This window comes from Pseudoalteromonas luteoviolacea (assembly GCF_001750165.1).
Lineage (GTDB): Bacteria > Pseudomonadota > Gammaproteobacteria > Enterobacterales > Alteromonadaceae > Pseudoalteromonas > Pseudoalteromonas luteoviolacea_G.
Genome location: NZ_CP015411.1, coordinates 2,275,723 through 2,299,459 on the forward strand (window position 1 = coordinate 2,275,723; position 23,737 = coordinate 2,299,459).

Sequence of the window (23,737 nt, forward strand, 5' to 3'; positions counted from 1 at the left end):
TGAGCACTTTATCTAACTATGAACGATTTTTGCTATAACACAAATACTTGAGTGCAAATTTAAATCGAATAGAATAGCCAAAGTTTTGAAATGTTTTGGATGTTTACATTGAATAAAAGTGCTTTAACAAATCTAATTGCAGCTATTTTAGTCGCAGTAGGATACGGCTCAGGCAATGACTTGGTCTTTACAATGGGGCTATTTGCCTTATCTGGTGCTGTCACCAACTGGCTTGCAGTGCATATGCTATTTGAAAAAGTCCCTGGTTTATATGGTTCAGGTGTGATTACCGTTAAATTCAAAGAGTTTAAAATTGCGATTAAAGATCTGATTTTAGGAGAGTTCTTTAATCAAGATAAATTGAAAAGCTTTGCAGAAAAGAATCAGATTGATATAGATTTAAACCCTGTTATTGAGCATGCAGATCTGTCTATTGCATTCAATAAGTTAGTGCAAGTTATTGAAGGTTCTCAATTCGGGGCCATGCTTGCTATGGTCGGAGGAAAAGAAGCCATTGAACCTATGCGAGATACTTTTACTGAGAAAATGAAAGAAGCTTTAACGGAAATGAGTGAGCAACCTGAGTTTAAAGAAAAAATTTCAGGTGTGCTAACTAATGGGCAATCATTGGATTCAATTCGCAAGGCCATCGAACATGCTGTTGATGAAAGATTAAACGAGCTAACACCTGTGATGGTAAAGAATATTGTTCAAAATATGATACAAACCCACTTAGGGTGGTTGGTTGTTTGGGGCGGTGTATTTGGTGGTGTGTTTGGTATATTGGCAAGTGTTTTATAAGTCTTGCAATATGGTGTGCATTTTTAAGAATTGATGCACACCATGCCACTTAGCATTATTTAGAACCTGTTAAGACTGCTGGTAACGAGGTTTCTGTTTTAGCAATATCTTTGATTGATGTTTTGGTTTCTAAATCTATTTTCATAAATTTGGCTGTACGAGTCAGGCTATAAACCTGTGCAAACTCGTCTAAACTCATATCGTTACACTCTAGTTTATTGGCTATGCGTGGTTTGGCTGTGTGCTGGCCTCGCAATGCTTTTAGCATCACATGAGGGCGATCAGAGGCAAACGCCATACATAGTTTAGTAGCGTGGCTGTTATCAGCTGCGACAAACTCCACAGCATGTGCATTAGACATAGATACCAGCGCAGTTAGTGTAGCAATCATTAGTACTTTCATCTTTGTTCTCCAAGCAGGTCGTTAAGTGCGATTCCTTTTCAGTATTGGCCTCAATTAGATAAATTGCTGTAAGGGAAGATTGTACGAATGTAAGGAATTATGTATTTGTATTCTTGCAACTATAAGTCTATCTATCTTAAGTGAAAATATATCTCATAGTTGTTTCGTAATGCTTAAAAAAAATTTTCGATAAAACTTGATTAACAGTTCAATAGCGCTACGTTTCAAAGCTTTTAGCGTCTTTTTCTAGTTCTATTAAAACCTATTTCAAAAGTATGTATAAGTGTGTGTAAGTGTGTCTGAAATTTAATCCCCGTTGGTACAAATGTGCCTGAATGTCATACAGTATTGCAATTTCTCACGTAATTTATCGTAATTTATGGCATTTTGAGGTTTTTACATCGAAATTTTTGTGAAATTTCGCTACAGTCTGTTTGATAACTACAGTCACAAAAACTACAGAGATGAAAATATGAATATGTTCAAACCCTCTGTGATCGTGCTTGCTCTTAGCACAGCTCTTTTAGGTTGCCAGCAAGACACTGGTCCTCAAAAAGATAAAGTCACAATCGAGAAAAATCCATATCCAAGTACTTACAAGCCTCATTCAACTTCAAGTACCTTGATAACCAATGCCACTGTACTGACTGGTACTGGTGAAAGAATCGATGACGCTGACGTTTACATCGTGGATGGTAAAATCAGCCAAGTTGGTAAAGATTTAGCTGTTAGCGCAGACACGACGGTGAACGCAGCAGGTAAATGGGTAACACCTGGCATTATCGACAACCACTCACATTTAGGTGCATATCCAAATCCTGGCGTTGAATCTCATCAAGATGGTAACGAAATGATACACCCAAATACTGCACAAGTTTGGGTTGAGCATTCGGTATGGCCTCAAGATCCTGGCTTTAACCGAGCCCGTGAAGGCGGTATAACATCACTACAAATCTTACCTGGTTCTGCAAACTTATTTGGTGGACGAGCGGTAACGCTTAAAAACGTGCCATCGGAAACAATGCAGGGCATGAAGTTTCCTGAAGCACCATATGGTTTGAAAATGGCATGTGGTGAAAACCCTAAGCGTGTATATGGTGGCCAAGGCGTTGCGCCAAAAACACGTATGGGTAACATGGCAGGTTATCGTGAAGCTTGGATTGAAGCGACAGAATATAAGCGTGCTTGGGAACAATACGATAAAGAGTATGCAGCGGGTATGAACCCAGATGCACCACATCGTGATATTAAGCTTGATACTCTGCGCGGTGTACTTGACGGCGAAATCTTGATCCATAACCACTGTTATAAAGCAGAAGAAATGGCCATGATGATTGACCTTTCAAAAGAGTTTGGTTATCACGCAGGTACTTTCCACCACGGTATTGAAGCTTATAAAATTGCTGACTTACTAGGTGAAAATGGCAACTGTGCTGCACTTTGGCCGGATTGGTGGGGCTTCAAGATGGAAGCATATGACATGTCACTTGAAAACGTAGCGATTGTGGATGCAGCTAAAAATTCGTGTGCGGTTATACACTCTGATTCTGACACGACAATTCAACGTTTGAATCATGAAGCTGCAAAAGTGATGTATTCAGCAAATGAAGTCGGTTTCGATATTAAAGAAGAGCATGCGATTAAATGGATCACTTACAATGCGGCAAAATCTCTAGGTATTGAAGATTTAACAGGTTCAATTGCATCTGGTAAACAAGCCGATGTCGTAATTTGGGATCAAAGTCCATTTAGCGTGTACTCAAAAGCTGAGAAAGTATTTATTGATGGTGCCAAGGTATATGACCGCAACGACAGTAAATATCAAGCGGTTAGTGATTTTATGTTAGGCCAGCGCTAGGGGAGTCGCCATGAACAAGTTTAAATTATCTATTTTAACTGGTGCATTGCTGAGTTCTTCAGCGGTATTTGCACAAGTAACAGCGATTACAAATGCGACTGTGCACACGCTAACAAAGCAAGGTGTACTAGAAAACGCGACGGTGTTAATTGAAAACGGAAAAATTACGGCTGTAAACCCGAAATCTTTTAATGCTGATGTCACTGTAAATGCACAAGGCAAAGTGTTGACTCCCGGCCTAATAGGCACAATGAATCAACTTGGCTTGGTAGAAGTGGGCGCGGTTTCTCGTTCAGTAGATGCGTATGACAAATCAGGCATTGAGTTTGATCCAAGCAGTGCATTTAATCCACGCTCTAGCTTGATCCCGTATGCGAGAAAAGGAGGCTTGACACAAAACTTGAGTATTCCTTCTTTACCGTGGGGTGAAAGTGGCGTATTTATGGGTCTTGGCTTCGTTGCTGATTTATCTGGCGAATTTGGTAGTGTCACAGACAGTCAATCTGCACTTATTGTCGATTTAGGTGCTGTCAGCGGCGATGGTTCTCGCGCTGCGTCGTTGCAAGCGTTTGCTAAGAAACTATCTGAACAGAAGAAAAAGCTAACATCGAAAAAAGACAAAAAGGATGATAAAGACCCGTCGGCTGAAGAAAAGCTTTTAACACAAGTTTTAAAAGGTGATCTACCAGTTGTAGCATCTGCTTCTCGTGCATCTCAATTACTTGAACTGATTAAACTGAAAGAACAGTTTGGTTTGAATCTGATTATTGATGGTGCCCAAGATGCAGTATTAGTAAAAGATGAGCTAGCTAAAGCTAAAGTTCCAGTTATTATTAGCTCAGTTGCGAACCTACCAACAGGTTTTGACGCATTGCATGCACATTTAGGTAATGCTGGCACACTTGAAAAAGCGGGTGTTAACGTTATCTTAAATATAGCAGGTGACGGCAGTCACAATGTTTATCAAATGCGCTTTAACGCCGGTATTGCGGTAGCTAATGGTATGACACATGAAGGTGCATTAAAGGCAATGACTGTGAATGTTGCAGATGCATTTGGTATTGAAGGCGGCAAGATTGCTAAAGGTGAGCGTGCAGATGTTGTACTTTGGACCGCAGATCCTTTTGAGTTCAGCACGCGTGTTGATAAAATTTGGATTAATGGTGAACAAGTAACAACAGAGTCTCGCCATGACAAGTTAACAGAGCGATATACAACAGACTCGTCAATGCCTCGTGGCTACACTAAGTAACGAAATGACGTATCAATTTAGGCGCCATTAGGCGCCTTTTTTATTTGTGTGGCCCATCGTATATAGCGTTGACACGTTTATTTAGTCGTGTTGACAAGCGGCGAGGGTACACACAAAAAAAGAAGCGCTAGGCGCTTCTTTTAAGGTTTTAGAAGTATCGATTACTTATAAACTGTGTAATCTACTTCAAGGTTGATATCGTTTTCACCAGAAACAACCCATACTTGAGTGCGTTGGATTCTACCAACCGGGCTGTGACAAGTGACAACTTGTCTGAATGCCGGGCCTGAGTAATTGTACACAGCGTTTTCTAAACCATAATGATTTGTGTGGAATAACGGCGTGCTGTCATAACCGTTAAATACTCGAGACTCAAAGCCTTCATTCATTGTTGCAGAGCAGTACGTATCTTTGTTTTTATTATCAATATGTAGTGATGATGTGTAGCTTACTTGATCATACCAACCACGGCCGCCACAGTGTGAACTTGCACCTGTGCAATCTGGCATTTTATATTCACCAACTCCAACTAGGTTTGTCTCCCAAGTGATCTCCGGTAATGCTGAGAACTTGTGATATACCTTGTACTGATCGCCGGCTAAAGTTTGGCAGTTTAAAGCTAATACACGATTGCGCTTTAATTGCTCATCTGAGAAGCCTGCATTGAAGTGAACCGTATCGACCATAGTCGCACCAATGCCACCAGTACCCATGTTGACGGTACCATATTGTTGGCCAGTTAGTTCGTCAAAAATGTATCCACTTGTACACTCAGAGCCTGCTTCTTTATAGTAAACCCAAGCCTCAAAGGAACGTGCACTTAACGAATCTGTCACGATACGATCTACAGCACCATTTACATAAGATGTTGATCTGTTGTAACCATCTAGATCCTGTATAGCTGTCTGAGCAAATGCTGAAGTGGCTAATAGGCTAGATGTAAGCGCTGCGAGTAATTTAAGTTTCATTGGTAACTCCATTGTATTTTACAGGATACATTTCCTGATTATTGGTCTGACGCAGATGTGTATCCTTAGAAGGGTCTTTCATCTCGAATATAAATTTATTCATGCGCCGAATTCTATTTAATCCGCTGCTATTGATATATTTATAATGTATACAGCAATTTTGAAACGGTACTTGAAAATGAAAGCAAATAGTTAGCTGGGCTCTAATATCTAGCTTTTTTTCATCCGTTGCGGATTGATTAACAACCTAACGACTAATTTTTATTGTGTAAACCCCTATGAAAACCGATCTGATTGATGATTATTTTCATATGTAAAACTTCAATTTTGTGGTTTTTTATTCTTAAATTTTTCTTAAGTAACCAATTTTATATTCCGATAATGTAATTTTTGACTGTTATGAAAATATTTTCTTAAAATCTAACTAATTAATTTTTATTGTTTTAAGTTTGTATTCACTTAAGATACTTAGCTCAAATAATGATATAGGATAAAAAAGAAAGTTAATTGTCGTGTTCAACCAGTGGACTGTCGATCAAGTTGGAGTTATGAATATGGAATTTTTGATTGTCTTTATATGACTATTGATGCAAAAAATTAATCGATAAAAAGTTTAAAAATAATTTCACCTTTGATCTAAATCTATTTCTATCCCTAATTATGTTCCATAACGAGCCGAGTTCACGTACCTTTGCGCAGGTTAATTGTGTAATGTGAAGTTACACTCGCGTGTACATGAATGCTGAATTTGATGTGTCTATGTGTGCTGTTCCTTACTTTTACTGTCTCTAGTTTAGTTTCATTCTGGATTGAAGACTTCGGTAATTACTTTTAATGTTAATGACACGCATTTAAATTCTTAGTAAAGTTGTTCTTTGATGGCCAAAGGAGAAATTCCCCTTTTTCAGGCACTCGATTTGAAAACTTGTCGTCAAAAGCTACATTGAACAGAGTGCATAAATTAGATTTTAGTAAATAAAAGTAATATTGAGGTTTTAAAGTGTGTTGATAGATGTATTACAGATCAGCTATTTATCGAGCATAGTGATTGTATTTTTGATTACGGTATCCTTGATATCAATCCAACAGGGGCTTCCCAAATTTCAGCGGTTTGAACTTGCGCTGTGTTGGGTAATGATTTTGTCACCTGCCGTTGAATTTTTAAGCTTGCTTGAATTTGAAATCCCATGGTTTGCAATCGCTTTTATTCATGCCTCGCCGTTACTACTTGGTCCATTAATAGCTTTGTATCGGCAAGAAATGAGTAATACACATGTGGGGTATTGGTGGTCTTGCATACATGCCATTCCATTTGTGCTGTTTTTTACTTACCGTTTAATAGAAAATACAGAAATCCCTTTGATTGTAGGTGTTTTGTATCTCGCGCAAATCCTTTTCTATCAAGTTAATTTAATTAAATCATGTTGGCCTGAGCAAACATTTCAATTTCCTAAACTCAAAGCAGCTGTTGCACTTATACCTCACAAGGTCTTAGTGGCGTTCTATTTTGTGTTTTCGTTTGCTGGCGCAGTTCAAATGGTCGGCTATTTATTTAACCTTGAGCAAATATGGCTCACTTTACATGTCACAAATACCGTTGTGTTTATATACGTCGTGCTGCTGTGTAGAGGGTATATCAATTTGTTACTTAAAAAGTTGGATAATTTAAATCAATCCTCATGTTAGATACGATTGCTTAGCCTTTTCAGCGTTATTGTTTTCTAATTTATTGACCGCCTAACCCAGCAGGTTAGGCGGTTAAATGATGAGCGTGTTTGAAAGCGGGTTTTTGACGCTTCACCAGTTTAATATCGATTAATTGATGTTTTAGATAAATGCAGTACGATTTTCCGTAATGAACTCTTTAAGGGTTGTGAGCTTTCTACCAAGCAGCGCCTCTCCATCAGGGCTAACCACAGCAGCCTGGTTGTCCGCAAATAGGTTAAATAGCTCAATTAATCCCTCTGCTTGCCACTGCGGCCACCCAGTATCAATTAATGATGCTAATGTGGTTTCATTGTTCGGTGAGACATGTGTAACTTCTGAGTCTAAGGTCGTGCTAAAAATGTGTGCTATATCTGCACCGCTCAGCAGTTCAGGGCCTGTGATGTTGTAGGCCTTATTTTGATGAGTGTTAGATGTTAAGACATTGGCAGCGATTTCACCAATGTCGGACACTACTAAAGGGGCAAATTTACCTGCACCTGTACCGAGGTAAAGGGTGCCTTGCTTTATACCGTCAGCCCAACCAAGTAGATTGTCTTGGAAGAAAATTGTACGTAGATGCGTCCATTTAAGGCCTGAATTTTCAAGGTATTTCTCACCAAAACGGAACTGACGTCCAAATAAAATCGATTCATATTCTGCGCCAAAAACAGAGTAAAATATGAAGTCTGTGACCGATGTTGCTGCTTTTGCAGCATCGATTACTAGTTTGGCGTGTTGCTCGCGTTCAAGAATGTTTCCTGTAATGAAGAAGACTTTATCCACGCCTCGCATTGAGGAAGCCAAGGTATCTGGCTGTTCGATATCCATAATGCGCGTCTTTAAGTTTGGAAAACGATTTTTTAGTGCTTGTGCTTTTTCTTCACTTCGCACACCAGCAATAATTGTATCTTTTAAGTCAGCCTTAGCGAAAAGGGCGTTAATGGTTGCAATGCCGTTAAGGCCTGCGGCACCGATGATAAGAATATTAGACATGAGCATTTCTCCAATTCATTAATTTTTTGCTTTGATGGAGTCATCTTATGTTTAATTTATAAGATTGAAAATTTCGATAAATAGCGTATATCATTCTTATTTTTAGAATGGTTTTGTTTGTATCGGATTGTTCGTCAAGCAGCCCTGTATAGAGTGAGTAAATTAATTTGTTTTCAGGCATAAGTACTGTGTGTTGCTTTGACTCCAAATCCAGTCAAAGCTGTTGAAAGTAATCTCACATTGTCATTATCTTGTGGTTGAACATGGCTAAGTATGATGGTGTATTGTCGTCAACATAAAACCTAAATATTGTTTGTATATAAATATCAACACGGTGTGATTGTCCAATTGAATAAGATTACTGTGATCACCGGTCTTATAAAACGTCACAGAGCGAACTATATTTTAAGAAAGATACTCACTCGCTTTTGCTAGTCAGCATGTCCTGATATTACGAAAGAAATGTTTTAAAAACGCCAAATGTTGGCTTATCAAAGCTGAGTAATCATGACAAATACCAAAACTTGAATGTAGCTTGCTCTTAAAAAGAGCTATTTTAACGGATAAGAAGGTAAAAAATGTACGACGATTTGACACTTGAGCATTTTATGGAAGGGCTGATAAAACGTAATCCTCATGAGCCAGAGTTTCATCAGGCTGTAAAAGAGGTAGCTGAGTCGGTTATCCCATTTATCAATAAACATCCTCAGTACAAACAAGCACATATTTTGGAAAGGATGACTGAGCCAGATAAAGTGGTCTCTTTTAGAGTATCTTGGGAAGACGATGAGGGGAACATTCGTATAAACCGTGGCTATAGAGTTCAGTTTAATAACTCAATAGGGCCATATAAAGGCGGGCTGCGTTTTGACCCTTCGGTTAATTTAAGCGTGTTAAAGTTCTTAGGTTTTGAGCAAACATTTAAAAATAGCTTAACCACACTACCCATCGGTGCAGGCAAGGGTGGATCAGACTTTAATCCAAAGGGAAAGTCTGATCGTGAGATTATGCGTTTCTGCCAATCATTTATGACACAGCTGTATCAACATATTGGGCCTAATATGGATGTCCCAGCTGGCGATATTGGAGTCGGTTCTAGAGAGATAAGTTATCTATTTGGTCAATACAAACGTTTAACACATCAGTTTGAGAGTGTATTAACTGGTAAGTCGCTTGAGTTTGGTGGAAGTTTAATTCGAACTGAGGCAACTGGGTATGGTAACGCATACTTTATGCAATCCATGTTAGGGCATCAGCATGACGAAATAAAAGGAAAGACTTGTCTGGTCTCTGGTTCCGGTAATGTTGCGTTGCATTGTGCTGAGAAAATCATTCAATTGGGAGGAAAGGTACTGACACTGTCTGACTCGGGTGGCACGTTGCTGGTTCGTGAGGGATTAGATCAAGATAAACTCAATCTCATTAAAGATATAAAAACGAGCCAAAGGAAGCGATTGAGTACGCTAACAGAGCAATTCTCGTGTGAATTTTTTGAAGGCAAAAAGCCATGGCATATCAAGGCTGATCTTGCGTTTCCATGTGCAACTCAAAATGAACTCGATGAGATAGATGCGGCTATTTTAGTTGAGCATGGGTGTATTGCGGTATCTGAAGGCGCAAATATGCCTTGTACTCCAGAAGCAGTACATATTTTTCATCAACGAGGTATTTTATATGCGCCAGGCAAGGCCGCAAATGCTGGTGGTGTGGCTGTGTCTGCATTAGAAATGTCTCAAAATAGCATCCGAATGTCTTGGTCTGAGCAAGAACTCGAGCAAAAGTTACACACCATTATGCAGCAAATACACGACCAATGTGTGAAGTATGGCACTCAAAATGGAAGGGTTAATTACGTTGATGGTGCAAACATAGCTGGGTTTATAAAGGTGGCGGATGCAATGTTGGCGTATGGTGTTGTTTAACTTAAAGTCTCAGCTTAAGGCTTATTTTATTAGAGGCCTTAAGCTAACTTTATTGAGAGGACTTGCCACAGGTCTTATGGAAATCGCAGCCACCTATTGAGATCGCGGTTCACGACAGAACTATTGATGACATGTTCTGCAGTACAATTGGGTAGTTAATTTGACCTCCGTTATAGTATGGTTTCTTTTTAGACAATAAATAGCGTTAATTACTTATAAATAAGCATATAGGGAAGATAATGAAGTACATCTATGGAGTTTTATGTATTTTAGGTACGATATTGCCTTACAGTGTTTTTCTTCCTTGGCTTGCTGAGAGTGGGCCGAATGTTTTTCTACTATATACTCAAATTAGCACAAATCCACTGTCTTCTGTGGCATGGTTAGATGTGATTGTTTCTGCTTTTGTATTAGTGACTTTCATCATTTACGAAGGCAGGCAGCTAAAAATCAATCGATTGTGGTTGCCAATTTTAAGTACGTTTATTGTTGGAGTATCGCTTGGCTTGCCGTTATTTCTCTTAATGAGGGAGTTACACCTAGAAAAAGCAAAGATTTAATTTTGATTTAGGTGCTTTTACTGTTAATGGTGACGTTTGTACATTGAATTGACTGTGCTGCTTTAACAAAGTTAATAAAGCAGCAAGTGAGAAATTCGCACATTCTATTCTTTTAAGACAATTTCAACGACCTCTTTTTTAGAAGCTATTCTGACTGTAATTAGTACGTTTTCTTTGTCTATATCATCAATGTTAATAGTATTAGATGGCAATGAACCAAGAGTATTAAAATGTTGATTTATCAGGTTATATGACCAAAGTTCTAACTCATTGTTCATTCCATAAATAGTGCTATCTTTAATTATAAACCGTTTGTTATCTCCACCTTGATTGTCTAACGCAGTGATTGGCTCTGCGTCAATGCCATCTACCAGCCAAAATCGGTCCATATTGTCTGTGTAAACTAGCAGTCCGTTGTTTGTTTTATCAGCCCAATTAATACGTTTATCTGTTACCACTTTAAACTGTGATGTTTTTAGATCGTATTCGGTTAACTTTTGAACCCCGCGAATGTTGGCAAAGGTGAGCACTTTATCGCTTGCTCTGTGCCAATGTAGTAGTTCTAAAATTAAATGCGGGGTCGTATAATGTTGTTGTTCGCCGTTGATATGTACTTGAACAAGTTTGTTATTTACATTAGCTAATATGCTTTCGCCACGTTCATCCCAGTGCATACCTGAAATATAACTATCAATGGGGAACTTAGTTAATTGGACTAGGGGTTGATTTCCTTTTAACCATATTTGTTCATTGCCTGAACGGTTAGAAGAAAAGGCGATCAAGTTTCCAATAGGTTCAGCAATCGCTGTATCCTCTGCAACGGCTGAACGATCAATGATATGGCTGTTTACTGATAGCTGTTCAGATCTTAAATGATTCATTGGAATTACGGCAATATCACTGTCATAGTTTCCTTTTATGACTAGGGCTCTTTCTCCATCAGGGTGAAAATTTGGTGAAAACGTAGGTTGATCTAGCGGTATGCTAATGTTTTTAACTTCGCCGTTATAGGACAACGTAAAAAATTGTCTACCAGTACTAAAAATAAGGTGGTTCTCAATGGGGGAAAAGTTTGCAACTAAATACTTTTTGCGCTCCGAATCAGGTGTAAACACTATAGGGTTACTGGAGATTAGCTCACCGTTTGAGTCAAGGATTTCTACGTAGTGCTTGCTATCTTTATGAATGCTAATGACGGAAAATAGGTCATCTTTTACTGAATAGTCATAATAAATAATATTGCCATTATCCACTTGGTACAGCACTTTGCTTTGTTTGTCTTTAGGGGAATAGCTGATCAGCTGTGACCGAGTTGATTCTCTATGAAGCAGCGCAATGTCATTGTTTTTTAACCAGTGAGGTAAGCGAATCTCCGAAGTTTTACACTCAAGTAAGACGTTCATAGGCTGCGGCTCTCGCAACGCTTTTTTAAAGTCCATACTAATTAACTGGTAACATTTCTTTTGTGTTGTTGGTTGTTCACAGTCCATGGTGCGAATAAAAACCAGCTGCTTTCCATCAGGTGAAAAGCTATGAGTACCGTAGCTGTCAATGTCTTCAGTGAGTTTGTATTCTTGTTGAGTTTCTAAGTTTTTTGCCCAGATATTGTTTACACATTCTTCCATTGAAAAGCGATGAAAGATAATGTATTTGCCATCTGGGGAGTAAATGCTGGCAAATTCTCGTCCATCTGAAGCGGTCAATGCACGTATTTCTCCAACCGAAAATAGTTGGGATTCATCGGAAGTTGCATAACGAATGCCGATAAGGCTGCTAAGTGCTAACGTGATAAAGAGGAAAGTAAGTGTTGTACGCCAATTCAAAAGTTTAGTAGGCACATCATTATTCTTTTCGAGATGGCCTATTTTATTTTGGCATTCGGGGAGTATCGGTTTTGCATGCAAATCTGTTTGAGATTCTGGTTGCCAGCGGACATTACATTCTAAACTGTAGCCTTGCTTTGAATGTGTTTTAATATAAATTTGTCCTTTTCCATCGTCACCTAGTGCTTTTCGAAGTTGTGCAATACTTCGTTGTAAGCTGTTTGGAGAAACGATGGTATCTGGCCAAACTTCAGACAGCAATGTGTTTTGGCTTACCACCTTACCTTGCTTTTCTGCCAAGCAAGTTAATACCGCCAGCGCTTTTGGTGCAACAAGTTGTGGCTGTTTATTTTGTGTAATTTGATTTCTGGACAAATCGACAAAAAACTCACCAATCCAATACTGCTTTGCCATAGAGCCTCTATTTCATTTTTTTGATAATTGATTGTTATTATGTAATGAAGCGCTTTAAGCATACCCGTGTTATGAATGAATTTCAAATACTTAACTATATGATTAAAATAGTTTTTAATTTTTTGGTGTGTATTAAAAATCAATTGAATTAGGCGTTAACTAATGCAATTTATAGGAATATTATTTTGGTTAACAGCAAAGAGTTATCATGAGTGGGTTCATCTTGGGTTTGGATGTCTCCGTAGAGCGTTTAAAGTAAGTTCCTATGATTATTTTAGCTTATCTAGATTTGATAAAAATATCTTCATTAAAAATGAAAGGAAATAAAAGGCGATTAAGTTATATTTATGCGTTAGAAGTTAATTTATAGGATAAGAGAGGGGAATAAAGTTACCTATAGTAATATATATAAAAACAATGCTGGGATTGGCTTTATTAACTTAACACAGTAGAGTGAAAAAAAGCTAAAAACAGACCATCCTATGGTGAGCTTTTATCTAGTTAAATTCTTAAAATATGGTTCGGTGTGTTTTTATGTTACATGGAAATCTAGAAATCGCTTTGTTGTTTTTACAAGTTAAGGCAGTGAGTAAGCTTTATTTTAATATGTCTTAAACAAGTATGTTCGTAAATTAATATACAAAAATTAAGCGTGAATGCTTTTTGTTTTCTTAATGCGTGCACTTCTAGTTTGTGGTGCACGCAGGTAGCTATTAATTAAGCACAATGAATAGGGTGAGTGTCAGGACACGCACAGCCTGTTTCATAAGGTAAGTTAGACGGGCATGTGCCATCATTATAAGTATTTGGTCCACATCCAATTGTTCCCCAAAAGCCACCAGCAACGTTAGGTGTTTGTTCTTTGACAAGTGCTTTAGATTGACTTAGATTTTTTAGTTTTGTTTTATTTAGTTTCATTATTCTTCCTTAATCTTTAATTTAAGTTAACTAATTGATGGCTTTGTTTGCATAACGATAACTCTTGTTGTGCATCTTGGCAAGTGTTGAGATTGAGCTTAAGACAAAGGCGGTAATAATTTGAGTTGAAAATATTTTATATAATTACAATTAATATAATTCAAAGAGCTGTAAATGTTTCTGAGTGATTGAAAAATATAACTCTAAAGAATACACAATACCAGCCGATAATTTATCCATAATGAGTATAAGGAGATCACAATGGAAATAAGTCCTACTCTTAACTTTAATCTATCTAATTCAAAACTTGGTGGCTCTACCCCTGTAATTGAAAAAACTGAGGAACTAGAGCAATTTTCACAAGTGCAATTTTCTGCTTCTTTAACATCTTCTGTTGAAACATATAATCCTTATTCACGCGCTGAAAAATATAAAGTCCAATTAATTAATTTCGCAGAAGGGAGCAGAAGTAAAGCTCAGCCTCCAGAATATCGTTACGGTAACTTGTCGAGTCTAGAAGATATTGATGCTTTTCTTACACATGAAGATCGTTTAACGAAAGAGCAGGCAGATGTGCTTCGTACTCATATTCCGTCAAAAGATTTACTTTCAGTGATGGATAAAATGGATGATGAAACATTGTCCCAATTTGTGGATGTTCTATCTAATTCATTTAACTTAAATAGTGTTCTTGGGGTGGGAGCTAATAAGGAAAAAGCACAAGAGTTAATCTCTGCACTTAACTCAATGTCTGAAGATGACATACAAGACACTGTGAGCACATTGAAGGCGCTCTCTGAACAGGAAAGTAAAGATAGTGACTTTGGCTTTTATCTAACATCCTCTTATCACAAAGACCAGAAAGATATGACATTTTGGTCATTCTCTGAGGCTGCCAATTATAAAACTCTTGCGAATCAAAAGTTACATTTTGGCAAGGTTACACATCAGTATATCGAGCTATTGACTGCAAACCGTTACTCACAGGGGGAAGTTAAATCAATTAATCAGCATTTAAAAGAGAGTAATTTTGAACAAAGCCGTGGAATCTTAGATATGGCGAATCATGTAAAAAATAATGATCGAACTGCTTTTCTCAATATGCTTGATGAAGTTGATAAAAACAGTGAAAACAATATATTTTCTTATGTGAATAGGCTTGTAGATGTTGATGAGTACACCAGTGCTTATAAGAGCTCAGAAGGTGGGAAGGTATTATTTACGGATAAAATGGAGACTGAATCCGAACGCCGTGAGATCTATACTAGCTTACTTGATGCTTATGAACAGCAAGGTGTCACTTGGATGGAGGATGTTATTGAACATGTACATGAGCATCCACCTCAAATTCAATCAGAAGTATGGCAAGCAATCAATCAAACCGTTGAGGATAACCCCGCTTTATTTGAAAAGTCGGATTCTGTCGAAATGTGGATCCAAATGCGCCTTTCTTCGATACAACGAGGTTTTGAAAATAAGCAAATTGATGAAATTTACGATGCAGCGCAAAGCCCCGATACACCTTATGATTTAGGGAGATTGAGCTGGATCAAGAATGAAGAGTCAGACGAGTAAATAGAACTGATGTGAACAAAGGTTAACTTAGTAAGCATGTAAGTAATACATGCTAGTTCCTTTAGGGCAGGGTGAAGTGCCTTTAAGGTAACTCAAAAATAAAGATTTCATTATTTTTACCCGTAGACACATATAAGGATTGCTGATCTTGGGATAAGGAGATTGAAGAAACGCCTTTTATATCATAGGTGTTACTGTGTTTGATGTGGTCAATCAAGATAAGCTGGCCATTTTTAGGTGATTGCTTAAATAGTAAAAGACCTTTATCAGCTTCGCCTGCAGCAAAAACCAAGTTATGTTTATCTGAATAGACGACGCAACATGCACCAGATAGACCATTAGTTTGCTGCTGGTTTATAGATTGAATCAGTTCAAACTGTTTTGAGGTGTTTCTTTTGAACACATTGAGGGCATTACTTTTGGAAGCTGCAACAAATAAGTACTGATTATTAGGTGTTGATGCAATTTGTTGCGGGTTTTGCATGGTCTGGATCTGATCTTTACCATTTACAATAGTTTGACTTAACGTATATTTTCCAGTTTCTCCCTTGTGTAAAACGGATATTTTACTTTGCTCGAAACCGTTTACATACAGCCAATTGGTGTCGTTAGATTGAACGATTGAAGTTGGCTTCCCCCAGTCATAGTTTGACATTAATTGGCCTAGGTGGTTAAGTTTCCCTGAGCTTTGCACTTCGAACTTACTCACAGAGTTACTTTGATAACTGGCTACATACAAGGTTTTATTGTCTTTTGAAATAAGCGAATCCCAAGCGCCAAGAAGCTTTAAGGTATCTTTATCGGTGACTTTTTCATAGTTGCGAAATGCCTGCTTTATGTCTATGTGATCGCTGAGTGTTTCTATATGTGTAAAAAAGCCTTTGGCGTTACGTTTAAATGTTGATAATGAGCCGCTGTAAAAAGACGACACAATAGCAATGCCATTGTTACTTTCGTAAGAAATATCAGAAGCGCCTTCAAGTGCTAATTTATCATTATGCTGTTTTGAAAAGCTTTGTGAATATAGGAAGCCTGTTTGGGTATCTGGCTTAAAGACTGTTAATGCATTGCTATCACCACTTACGACCAAAAGCTCATTTGTGGGCGTGTTAGTCACATACCTGGGGTTTTCTGTTTCAAATTGTGGGTTTTCAGCAGACCTAATTATTTGTTTGTGTTTTATTGGGCTTGTGTTTGTTTGAGCTGAAACAGAAAGACAAGAGGTGCTTGCTATTATAAGCAAGGTAAGCGTACGAAACATCATAATAGGTACTTAATTCCATAAAGTATCCTTATATGAACATACCATAGTCTTAAAATCAACTGGTTAAGCAGTAGTTATAAGTAAGCTTATTTTTTGAAAGTGACGCTGAGAGTGTTTATTAAAATTATAGTTTTTGGAATTTCATATTTTAATATAGTATCTTGTATTGAATTTATATTGAATAGTGAAAATAGGAGCAACAAATGGATTTTAGTTCTTTATCTATATTCGTGATAACTTGTTTAGCAATCAATTTGATCCCAGGCCCAGACGTAATTTATATCGTCACAAACACGATGAAGGGAAGAGTTCAAGATGGTTTAAAGGCTGCAATGGGGTTGGGAGTGGGCTATGTATTTCATACTGCGGCAGCATGTCTGGGCTTGTCTGCTATTATTTTAAGCTCAGCGCTTTTATTTACCGTAATTAAGTTTTTTGGTGCTGCATACTTGTGCTATTTGGGAATCAAATGTTTGATGTCAATGTACCTAGGTCAGTCAAACATAGGTGCTAAGTCTAAACAAGAGTACAAGGGAAATGTTTTTGTTCAAGGCATTGTTGTTAGTGTGTTAAATCCGAAAGTAGCGCTTTTTTTCCTCTCTTTTTTACCTCAATTTATAGATCAAAATAGTGAAAATGTGACTTGGTCTTTACTGATTTATGGCCTTACTTTTTGTTGTTTAGCAACGTTGTGCAACCTGGTATATGCCGTTGCGGGTGGTTGGGTTTTTAGTAAAGCAAAATCAACTCGCTACACTCGTATATTAGAAGGGGTGTCGGGAGTGATGTTAATTGGACTCGCAGGGAAAATAACGTTAGATGGTAGATAATATTGTGTTATTTACAATTGGGAACGATTTTTAATTTTCTTACTTCATCGTGTTATCTGTTTATAACCCTGTTGGAACTAATGTATTCAAGGAGATTTAGTGGGAGTTAAATATAGCGTTATAAGGTTTTTTAGTGCCACCATTGTTATGGGATCATTTTTATTACTTTTACCAAGTTTTGTCCCTGGTGCTATGTCTGTTTTGGCTTATTATCTGTCGATATGTGTATTGGCGACTTCCATATATATGGTTAAATTTGGCCAAATTTGGTGTTTTAAAATGACTGCCTTTTTTGTCAGTCTAGGTACGTTTTTTATCAATGATTATCTGCGGCTGTTTGAATCCGCCTTGTCATCGACCTGGGCTACTAAAATGGCTTTGTATACGTTGCTTATCGTATCAGTGCTAATTGGAATTAGCCGAATCAAGCTCAAGTCTAGGGCACATTGCAAGGACGTTTGAGCAGCCATTAAGTTGGCTGCACATTTTATAGTTTTTGATTCATTACTGAGGTAATAATTGCAATTCCATCTATAAAGTTACCAAGGCGCAAGTTTTCATTGGGGCTGTGTTGGTTGTTGTCCATATTGACACTGGGCACGATGGCGGCTGGAATATGTAATGTATCTACAATAGGGGCAATTGGTATTGAGCCCCCACCAGATCTCAACACGATAGGTGTTTTACCATACAGGTTCGTCATCCCTTGAATTGCGACTTTTCCTGCTAATGAATCTGGCTCACTTCGGAACGAACCATAGACTGATCTTGATTTCATTCTTACGATATATGGGTATTTCATACGTTCACTATGAGTTGGTATTCGGTCAATAACATAATACCCAAGCCCCTCGATATGTTGCTTTACTAGCTGTATCAGTTTGTCTGGATTTGATTCTTTTACTAGTCGTATATCAAGCTCTGCGATGGCTGAGCTGGGAACAATCGTTCTGGCTTGCTGTTCGACCCAACCACTTTTAAGACCGCGAATATTTAATGAAGGGTACTGGATAGATTCTTGAAGTGAGTTACCGACTTTGTCATGGCTGGAGAAGCCCAGTTGCCCTTTAAGTTTGTGCTCGTCATCGGGCACTTTTTCAAGGAGGGCTTTTAATTTATCATCAAGATTGACCCCATCATAAAAACCCGGAATTATCACTTTACCATTTTGTGATTTCATCGAACCTAAAATTTGACTTAGGTGCAAGGCTGGGTTTGGTGCATAGTTACCATAATGGCCACTATGTTGGGGTTTATAAGCTCCAAAAGTAGTAAGTTGTATTGTTGCTATTCCTCGGGCACCCAGCGAAACCGTTGGCTGATTTGAATTGTGCGGTGGACCATCAAAAATAAGTAGTAAATCTGCTTTTAACTTATCTTTGTGCGCAACAATAGCTGCAGGCAGGTGCGGCGAACCAATTTCTTCCTCGGTGTCCATGATAACTTTTAAGTTGTAATCTAACTTCACTTTTTGTTCATTAAGTATATCTAATGCAACAAGAAATTGAGCGATTGGCCCCTTAGAATCTGATGCGGACCTCGCAAATATTCGTAAATTCGGATCTATCGGGTTGTTGAGTAGTGACCATGGAACAATCTCCCATTTTCCGTCATCTGTTTTCGTTTTTAAAACGGCTTGGTAGGGGTTAGGCTGTTGCCATGCAGAGGGATCAACAGGTTGGCCATCTGCTTGAAGATATACCAGCATGGTTTTTTTAGCTTCGGGGTTAATGCGCTCAGCATAAACAATTGGACTACCTGGCATATCAAGTGTATGCGCGTTAAAGCCTCTTTGGTTAAATGCTTTGATTAGCCATTGAGATAATTTCTTTATGTCATCGGGGTTATGTGTGTCATTAGGCAAACTAAGAAGTTCTCTAAATAGCACTATTGCTTCTGGTGTTTTACTTTTCGCTGCTTGTTGTATTTGGCTGCTAGTTAAAGTTTCAGACGCTTGAGATGGAAATATGAGTATATAGCTCATTAATGCGAATGATGAAATAGTATATTTTATGGCCTTTATCACCTTTTAAATCTCCTTTTAAAATTGTATTTTTGCATGGTTAAAAATCTAATCTCCTTATTTAAAGTTAATTAATTTTTTTATGCAAATTTATGCTTTATTATTAATCTATAAAATAATACGTAAAATGAGTGTAAATGAAGTTTGTAAGAAGTGCTTTACTTGGGCTGGTTTTCTATTCTGGCTTGTCATATGCAGATTGCGAAAATAGTAAATTTCAGGTCAATGTTGGTGGCGTATGTACAAAAATACAAACATATACCGCTGATAAAGCAACAAACGCTCCTGTTTTGTTAGTGGCATTACATGGCGACTCACCATTTTCAGGACCAAGTTATCAATACTTTTTTGCATCGCGGTTAGCTGAGCAAAGTGAGAACTTAGTTGCAGTCGGGTTGCTGCGACCCGGATATACTGATGCAATGAATCAAACGTCCGACGGCGTCAGAGGGCAAACAAACGGCGAAAACTACAATGATGAACGTGTAAAGCAAGTGGCTGATGCTATAAAAGAACTTAAGAAACGTCATCGTGCTCACAAAGTCATCGTCGCAGGACATTCTGGTGGTGGTGCCATTACAGCAAAAATCGCAGCTCAGTTCCCAGCGTTAATGGACCATGCTTTTATTGTTTCTTGCCCTTGCGATATTAATGCCTGGCGTAAATATCTATTTGACAGAAGAGGTTGGAACCAATTCAAAGGTGATATTGACGTAAGTTCACCGATAGATTTAGTTAAAAACATTCAATCATCGACGAAAATTACATTGATGGTTGGTGATGCGGATCAAATTACACCCCCAAGCCTGACTAAAGAGTATAAAAAAGCACTTGATAAATATAATGAAAAGAGTGAATTGAAAATTATTTCAGGTGGTCATGACATATTTCTATTTCCAGAAGTTACCTCTCATCTAGAGAAAATAATAAGAGAATATAACTCTCTTATCTGAGCACGGATTTAACTTTGCTAAATTTAGATAGTTGAATAAAGCAAAAGGTGGGATTTACCACCTTTTTGAACATTCCATTACATCCCTCAATTGATATCAAGATTAGTTTTTTTCTTTTGTATAAGTGTGATTGTTTATTTAACATGTTTATTTGCCCTTTAGGTCTATTTGGATAATTTTATATTCCTGTATAAATATATTCATATCATCAGTGCTTATCAATGATGAATGGCCTTGATCTATCAGTGATTGGGTAAAAACTTGTTTAAATAAATGAGATAAACAATAAAGGAATAAACATGAAATTTGTAATAGGGACACTATGTTTTACATTGGGTCTAACAACATTAACAACGCTTGCAAGTACTCAGAGCAAACAAAATACACTTTCTATTCAGTCGCTTGCTTTGCTGGACAATAGCACAGTAACTTCTCTCAAATCCCGTTATATGCGAGCAGGATTGAATCAAAAAACGCGGCCTTTTTTATATAAATTACTTAGCGAAATGAATGTTCTTGAGCTTGGTTCAGAGGCGCTACCAATAGATATGTTATCGAGCAGTTCGTGCCAAGCTTCACCAGTGCGTGATTGTTTTCACTTTAATAATTTTGGATTTGCTATTGATGAAGATGAGAAAACAGGAGAGCTGTTTTTAACGACAGCAGCAATGTACTCTCAAAATGAGTTAGCTGAGTACATATTATTGGATATTCAGGTTACCAATGCACATGGAGAAATCATCATAGATTATCAAACGAAAGAGTTTTTCAGTGATGGTGCAGAACAAAAACGAAAAATCATTTCAGCAAAAGTGCCACTAAAAGGCATTAAAGAGAAAATTAAACAATCAGATTTGATTGTTACTACGTCTGTGTTAACAACATTTTTGGATAATCATGGTGAGAGAAAGACTTTCTATAAACAAATACAATCTGAGCATGCTTATGAGAGTATTGCAGCACTACAAAGCGGCTCAAATAAGGTATTATATAGTCAGGTCTCAATTCAACATCCAATTGATAACACATCGAGCTCAGGGGCTGGCATGCTTGATGGTAAAATTAACGTCTGTTTAAATCGTCATCATTCAGATTGTGATTACGTGAGTGACTACCCTTACGATACACCGGTGGCAGATTTAAAACTCCGTTTACCCATGAAAGGCAGTTATACCATCTTTGGGAAGGTCAAGAAAATATATCGTCGTGATTGGACATCGTTTGATGTTATTGAAATGCCTGGCAATAATTTATGGCTGAATTATAACCCTGTTAAACACCAACCAACCATATTACCATATCCGACGAATTCCTATATACAAACCCTAGAAGGCGGTGGCACATACTTATTTGGTAATACTGAGTTTTCAGACCTAAATAAGGAATTTTCAGAATACCTTTCATTAAAATATATTCAAGGCATAGACGGACGCGAGAGCACTGAGATTTCGTGGGATATTCCAGCGGATAAAGGGACCTTTGGCAATTCATACCTTTACTATCGTCAACAAAACGCAAATTGGTTTGTCCATTTATCGTTAGCAATAGAATATATGAGAGGCCCGCGTAAAATTACTCGAGATATATCTGCAGTTACCGGGAGTTTTGATGTTCCTGGATCATATCTTGATACTTATCAACCACCATTGCAAATTGTGTATTCTTGTTTAGCGGGCGAGTCTCAGATCACCATGTTTAATGGCGATAAAAAGCCCATTGAAAAGTTAAAAGTGGGAGAGATTGTAATTGGTAGTAGCCAATTCTCTCCTGAGCATAAAATACCATTAATCATCTCAGATATTTCCGTAGGAACAGAGATATTGCCTATGATCGAGATCACAACACGAAAAGGTGCCACACTGCTGCTGACTGAGTCGCATCCAGTTGTGACTGGATCTGGGCAGTCCATATGGTCGAGCAAAGTTAATTTGGGGCAGTCGATAATGACAGAGTCTGGACTGGATATAGTCGAAAAAGTCAACAAAATAGCTTATGACAAGCCTGTTTATAATCTCAAATTAACGCGTATAAACGATTCATCTAATGACATAGAAGGCGAGACATTTAATATGTTTGCGAATGGTTTATTGGTTGGTGATTTGGCGACACAGTTACAAAATGAATTTGAAGAGGTGTCTTTCTCTCGTGATGAGATGCTCAAACGTATCCCGTCCTATTGGCACCAAGATTATTTAAACAGCCTTAATTAATGCTCAAGTGCTTGTTAGGAAATTAAATTGGCCTAGCAAGCAATTTTTGAGTGATGTTGCAATACAATTGCGCTCGCGCTCTGTGTTCGCGCGTGTATTACAAAGAAGCGGAAGATGAAATAGCACAGTGAGCTGTTCAATGTAGAGAGTATATTTACCTCCTTATTGAAGAAATTAGCCTAAAAATATTAAAGTCGTCGGTTAAAGTGCTTCAAGATAATCTGTTATTGATAAGTTATACAACAACATGCAGTATTACTTCGTGGGAAAATTAAATTGGTTTAAGTTGAGTTGTTATTATGAAAATAGCTGTAGCGCAAAGTAGTTCGGTGAAAGGGGATGTAAATGCGAATATTGATAATCATGTCAGGTATATTGAACAAGCCAGTTTACACGGAGTGAATTACCTAATTTTTCCTGAGCTGTCGTTAACGGGTTACGAAATGGAACTGGCTAAAGAGCTCGTTTTCAAACCTAATGATGAACGTTTAGGACCGCTTATTGACGCAGCTGTAAAATACAACATAACGGTTGGTGTTGGTGCGCCAATCCAATCAAAAGGTTCAGAGAAAATAGGCTTGTTTATTATACATAACACGGGCCAAACGGAGACTTACGAAAAAATATATCTTCATGAAGGAGAAGATGTGTATTTTAGCAGCGGCGATCAATATCGAATAGTTCAACTCGAGCAAGAGACGATAGCTAATGCAATATGTGCAGACACGGTTAACTCAATACATGCGAAGACTTGTGTGGAGCTTGGGGCGTCAATCTATGCTGCGGGTGTTTTGGTGACACCTGACGGATACGCGAAAGATTCGAAAATGTGGGCAGGTTATGCTGATGAATATAAAATTTTGGTTGCCATAGCGAATTTTAACAAACCAAGCGGAGGTTTGCCCGCAGCAGGTAAAAGTGCGATATGGTACAAAGGTGGTTTACTTGCACAAGCTGGAGAGGCGCAGGATGCTTTGGTGATAGCTCAAAGAAACGATGGCGTGTGGGTAGGCGAGGTGCACGAAATACCTAAGTAATATTTGCTCAGAAGCCCAATTGCCATCGGACTGCTCATAAGTTATTGGTATAGACAAAGCAAATGCGTACTTAATAGGAAATCAACATTATGTCACTTCTATTAATCTAGAGCAGATTCTCTCTATGTCATTTCGGACTTGCTCTGGAAACCATATAGTAGTCACAGAATAAAATGGATCCTGAATCAAGCCCAGGATAACGGTTTAGACGTCAGGTGTGGCATTG

Annotated in this window: 18 protein-coding genes; 11 read left to right on the forward strand and 7 right to left on the reverse strand. The window is 38.0% G+C overall.

What is annotated here, in order from left to right; all coding sequences use genetic code 11:
- The first annotated feature begins 108 nt into the window (after window positions 1–108).
- Window positions 109–801 carry a hypothetical protein gene (locus tag S4054249_RS09710; protein WP_046355290.1) on the forward strand — a complete coding sequence of 231 codons (693 nt, stop codon included), beginning with the start codon at window positions 109–111 and terminating at the stop codon, window positions 799–801.
- 55 nt (window positions 802–856) lie between these two features.
- Here S4054249_RS09710 and S4054249_RS09715 read toward each other — a convergent pair whose 3' ends face one another.
- Window positions 857–1,204 (reverse strand): DUF3718 domain-containing protein, encoded by a 348-nt coding sequence (locus S4054249_RS09715; RefSeq protein ID WP_052960911.1) that lies wholly within the window; start codon window positions 1,202–1,204, stop codon window positions 857–859.
- A gap of 472 nt (window positions 1,205–1,676) precedes the next feature.
- On the opposite strand from S4054249_RS09715, the gene S4054249_RS09720 reads away from it, so the two are divergent.
- Both S4054249_RS09720 and S4054249_RS09725 read left to right on the forward strand, forming a co-directional pair.
- Window positions 1,677–3,062, forward strand: a complete 1,386-nt coding sequence (locus tag S4054249_RS09720; RefSeq protein ID WP_046355292.1) for an amidohydrolase — start codon at window positions 1,677–1,679, stop codon at window positions 3,060–3,062.
- A gap of 10 nt (window positions 3,063–3,072) precedes the next feature.
- Window positions 3,073–4,314, forward strand: a complete 1,242-nt coding sequence (locus tag S4054249_RS09725) for an amidohydrolase family protein (protein ID WP_046355260.1) — start codon at window positions 3,073–3,075, stop codon at window positions 4,312–4,314.
- A gap of 161 nt (window positions 4,315–4,475) precedes the next feature.
- On the opposite strand, the gene S4054249_RS09730 is transcribed toward S4054249_RS09725, so the two are convergent.
- The gene (locus S4054249_RS09730) at window positions 4,476–5,282 is read right to left on the reverse strand and encodes a hypothetical protein (protein WP_046355261.1); all 807 of its coding nucleotides are present in this window, start codon (window positions 5,280–5,282) and stop codon (window positions 4,476–4,478) included.
- Between the two features lie 1,002 nt (window positions 5,283–6,284).
- Here S4054249_RS09730 and S4054249_RS09735 point away from each other — a divergent pair.
- Complete coding sequence (locus S4054249_RS09735) at window positions 6,285–6,968, forward strand: hypothetical protein (protein WP_046355262.1); 684 nt, start codon at window positions 6,285–6,287, stop codon at window positions 6,966–6,968.
- 141 nt (window positions 6,969–7,109) lie between these two features.
- Here the strand turns inward: S4054249_RS09735 and S4054249_RS09740 are convergent, their stop codons facing one another.
- The gene (locus S4054249_RS09740; RefSeq protein ID WP_230851832.1) at window positions 7,110–7,982 is read right to left on the reverse strand and encodes an SDR family oxidoreductase; all 873 of its coding nucleotides are present in this window, start codon (window positions 7,980–7,982) and stop codon (window positions 7,110–7,112) included.
- 578 nt (window positions 7,983–8,560) lie between these two features.
- On the opposite strand from S4054249_RS09740, the gene gdhA reads away from it, so the two are divergent.
- Window positions 8,561–9,904, forward strand: coding sequence for an NADP-specific glutamate dehydrogenase (gene gdhA, locus S4054249_RS09745; RefSeq protein WP_046355264.1), 1,344 nt, complete (start codon window positions 8,561–8,563; stop codon window positions 9,902–9,904).
- A 239-nt stretch (window positions 9,905–10,143) separates the two neighbouring features.
- Window positions 10,144–10,464: a DUF2834 domain-containing protein gene (locus S4054249_RS09750; RefSeq protein WP_046355265.1), complete on the forward strand. Its 321-nt coding sequence runs from the start codon at window positions 10,144–10,146 to the stop codon at window positions 10,462–10,464.
- Between the two features lie 104 nt (window positions 10,465–10,568).
- Here the strand turns inward: S4054249_RS09750 and S4054249_RS09755 are convergent, their stop codons facing one another.
- Together S4054249_RS09755 and S4054249_RS09760 are read right to left on the reverse strand one after the other, a co-directional pair.
- The gene (locus S4054249_RS09755) at window positions 10,569–12,701 is read right to left on the reverse strand and encodes a winged helix-turn-helix domain-containing protein (protein WP_046355266.1); all 2,133 of its coding nucleotides are present in this window, start codon (window positions 12,699–12,701) and stop codon (window positions 10,569–10,571) included.
- A 717-nt stretch (window positions 12,702–13,418) separates the two neighbouring features.
- Complete coding sequence (locus tag S4054249_RS09760) at window positions 13,419–13,619, reverse strand: hypothetical protein (protein ID WP_046355267.1); 201 nt, start codon at window positions 13,617–13,619, stop codon at window positions 13,419–13,421.
- Window positions 13,620–13,880: 261 nt separating this feature from the next.
- Between S4054249_RS09760 and S4054249_RS09765 the strand changes: the two genes are divergently transcribed.
- Window positions 13,881–15,194, forward strand: coding sequence for a hypothetical protein (locus tag S4054249_RS09765; protein WP_046355268.1), 1,314 nt, complete (start codon window positions 13,881–13,883; stop codon window positions 15,192–15,194).
- Between the two features lie 82 nt (window positions 15,195–15,276).
- Here the strand turns inward: S4054249_RS09765 and S4054249_RS09770 are convergent, their stop codons facing one another.
- Window positions 15,277–16,311, reverse strand: coding sequence for a beta-propeller fold lactonase family protein (locus S4054249_RS09770; protein WP_167354837.1), 1,035 nt, complete (start codon window positions 16,309–16,311; stop codon window positions 15,277–15,279).
- Between the two features lie 350 nt (window positions 16,312–16,661).
- Here S4054249_RS09770 and S4054249_RS09775 point away from each other — a divergent pair, with 350 nt between their 5' ends.
- A complete protein-coding gene (locus tag S4054249_RS09775) occupies window positions 16,662–17,288 on the forward strand; it encodes a LysE family translocator (protein ID WP_046355270.1) in 627 nt (208 codons plus the stop codon).
- Between the two features lie 487 nt (window positions 17,289–17,775).
- On the opposite strand, the gene S4054249_RS09785 is transcribed toward S4054249_RS09775, so the two are convergent.
- Window positions 17,776–19,314 (reverse strand): M20/M25/M40 family metallo-hydrolase, encoded by a 1,539-nt coding sequence (locus tag S4054249_RS09785; RefSeq protein ID WP_145925005.1) that lies wholly within the window; start codon window positions 19,312–19,314, stop codon window positions 17,776–17,778.
- A gap of 134 nt (window positions 19,315–19,448) precedes the next feature.
- On the opposite strand from S4054249_RS09785, the gene S4054249_RS09790 reads away from it, so the two are divergent.
- From S4054249_RS09790 to S4054249_RS09800, 3 genes are all read left to right on the forward strand, one after another.
- A complete protein-coding gene (locus S4054249_RS09790) occupies window positions 19,449–20,264 on the forward strand; it encodes an alpha/beta hydrolase family protein (protein WP_046355272.1) in 816 nt (271 codons plus the stop codon).
- A 299-nt stretch (window positions 20,265–20,563) separates the two neighbouring features.
- Window positions 20,564–22,474, forward strand: coding sequence for a Hint domain-containing protein (locus tag S4054249_RS09795; RefSeq protein WP_046355273.1), 1,911 nt, complete (start codon window positions 20,564–20,566; stop codon window positions 22,472–22,474).
- Between the two features lie 299 nt (window positions 22,475–22,773).
- Entirely contained in the window at window positions 22,774–23,511 is a 738-nt protein-coding gene (locus tag S4054249_RS09800; RefSeq protein WP_046355274.1) for a carbon-nitrogen hydrolase family protein, read from the forward strand.
- Window positions 23,512–23,737: the final 226 nt, after the last annotated feature.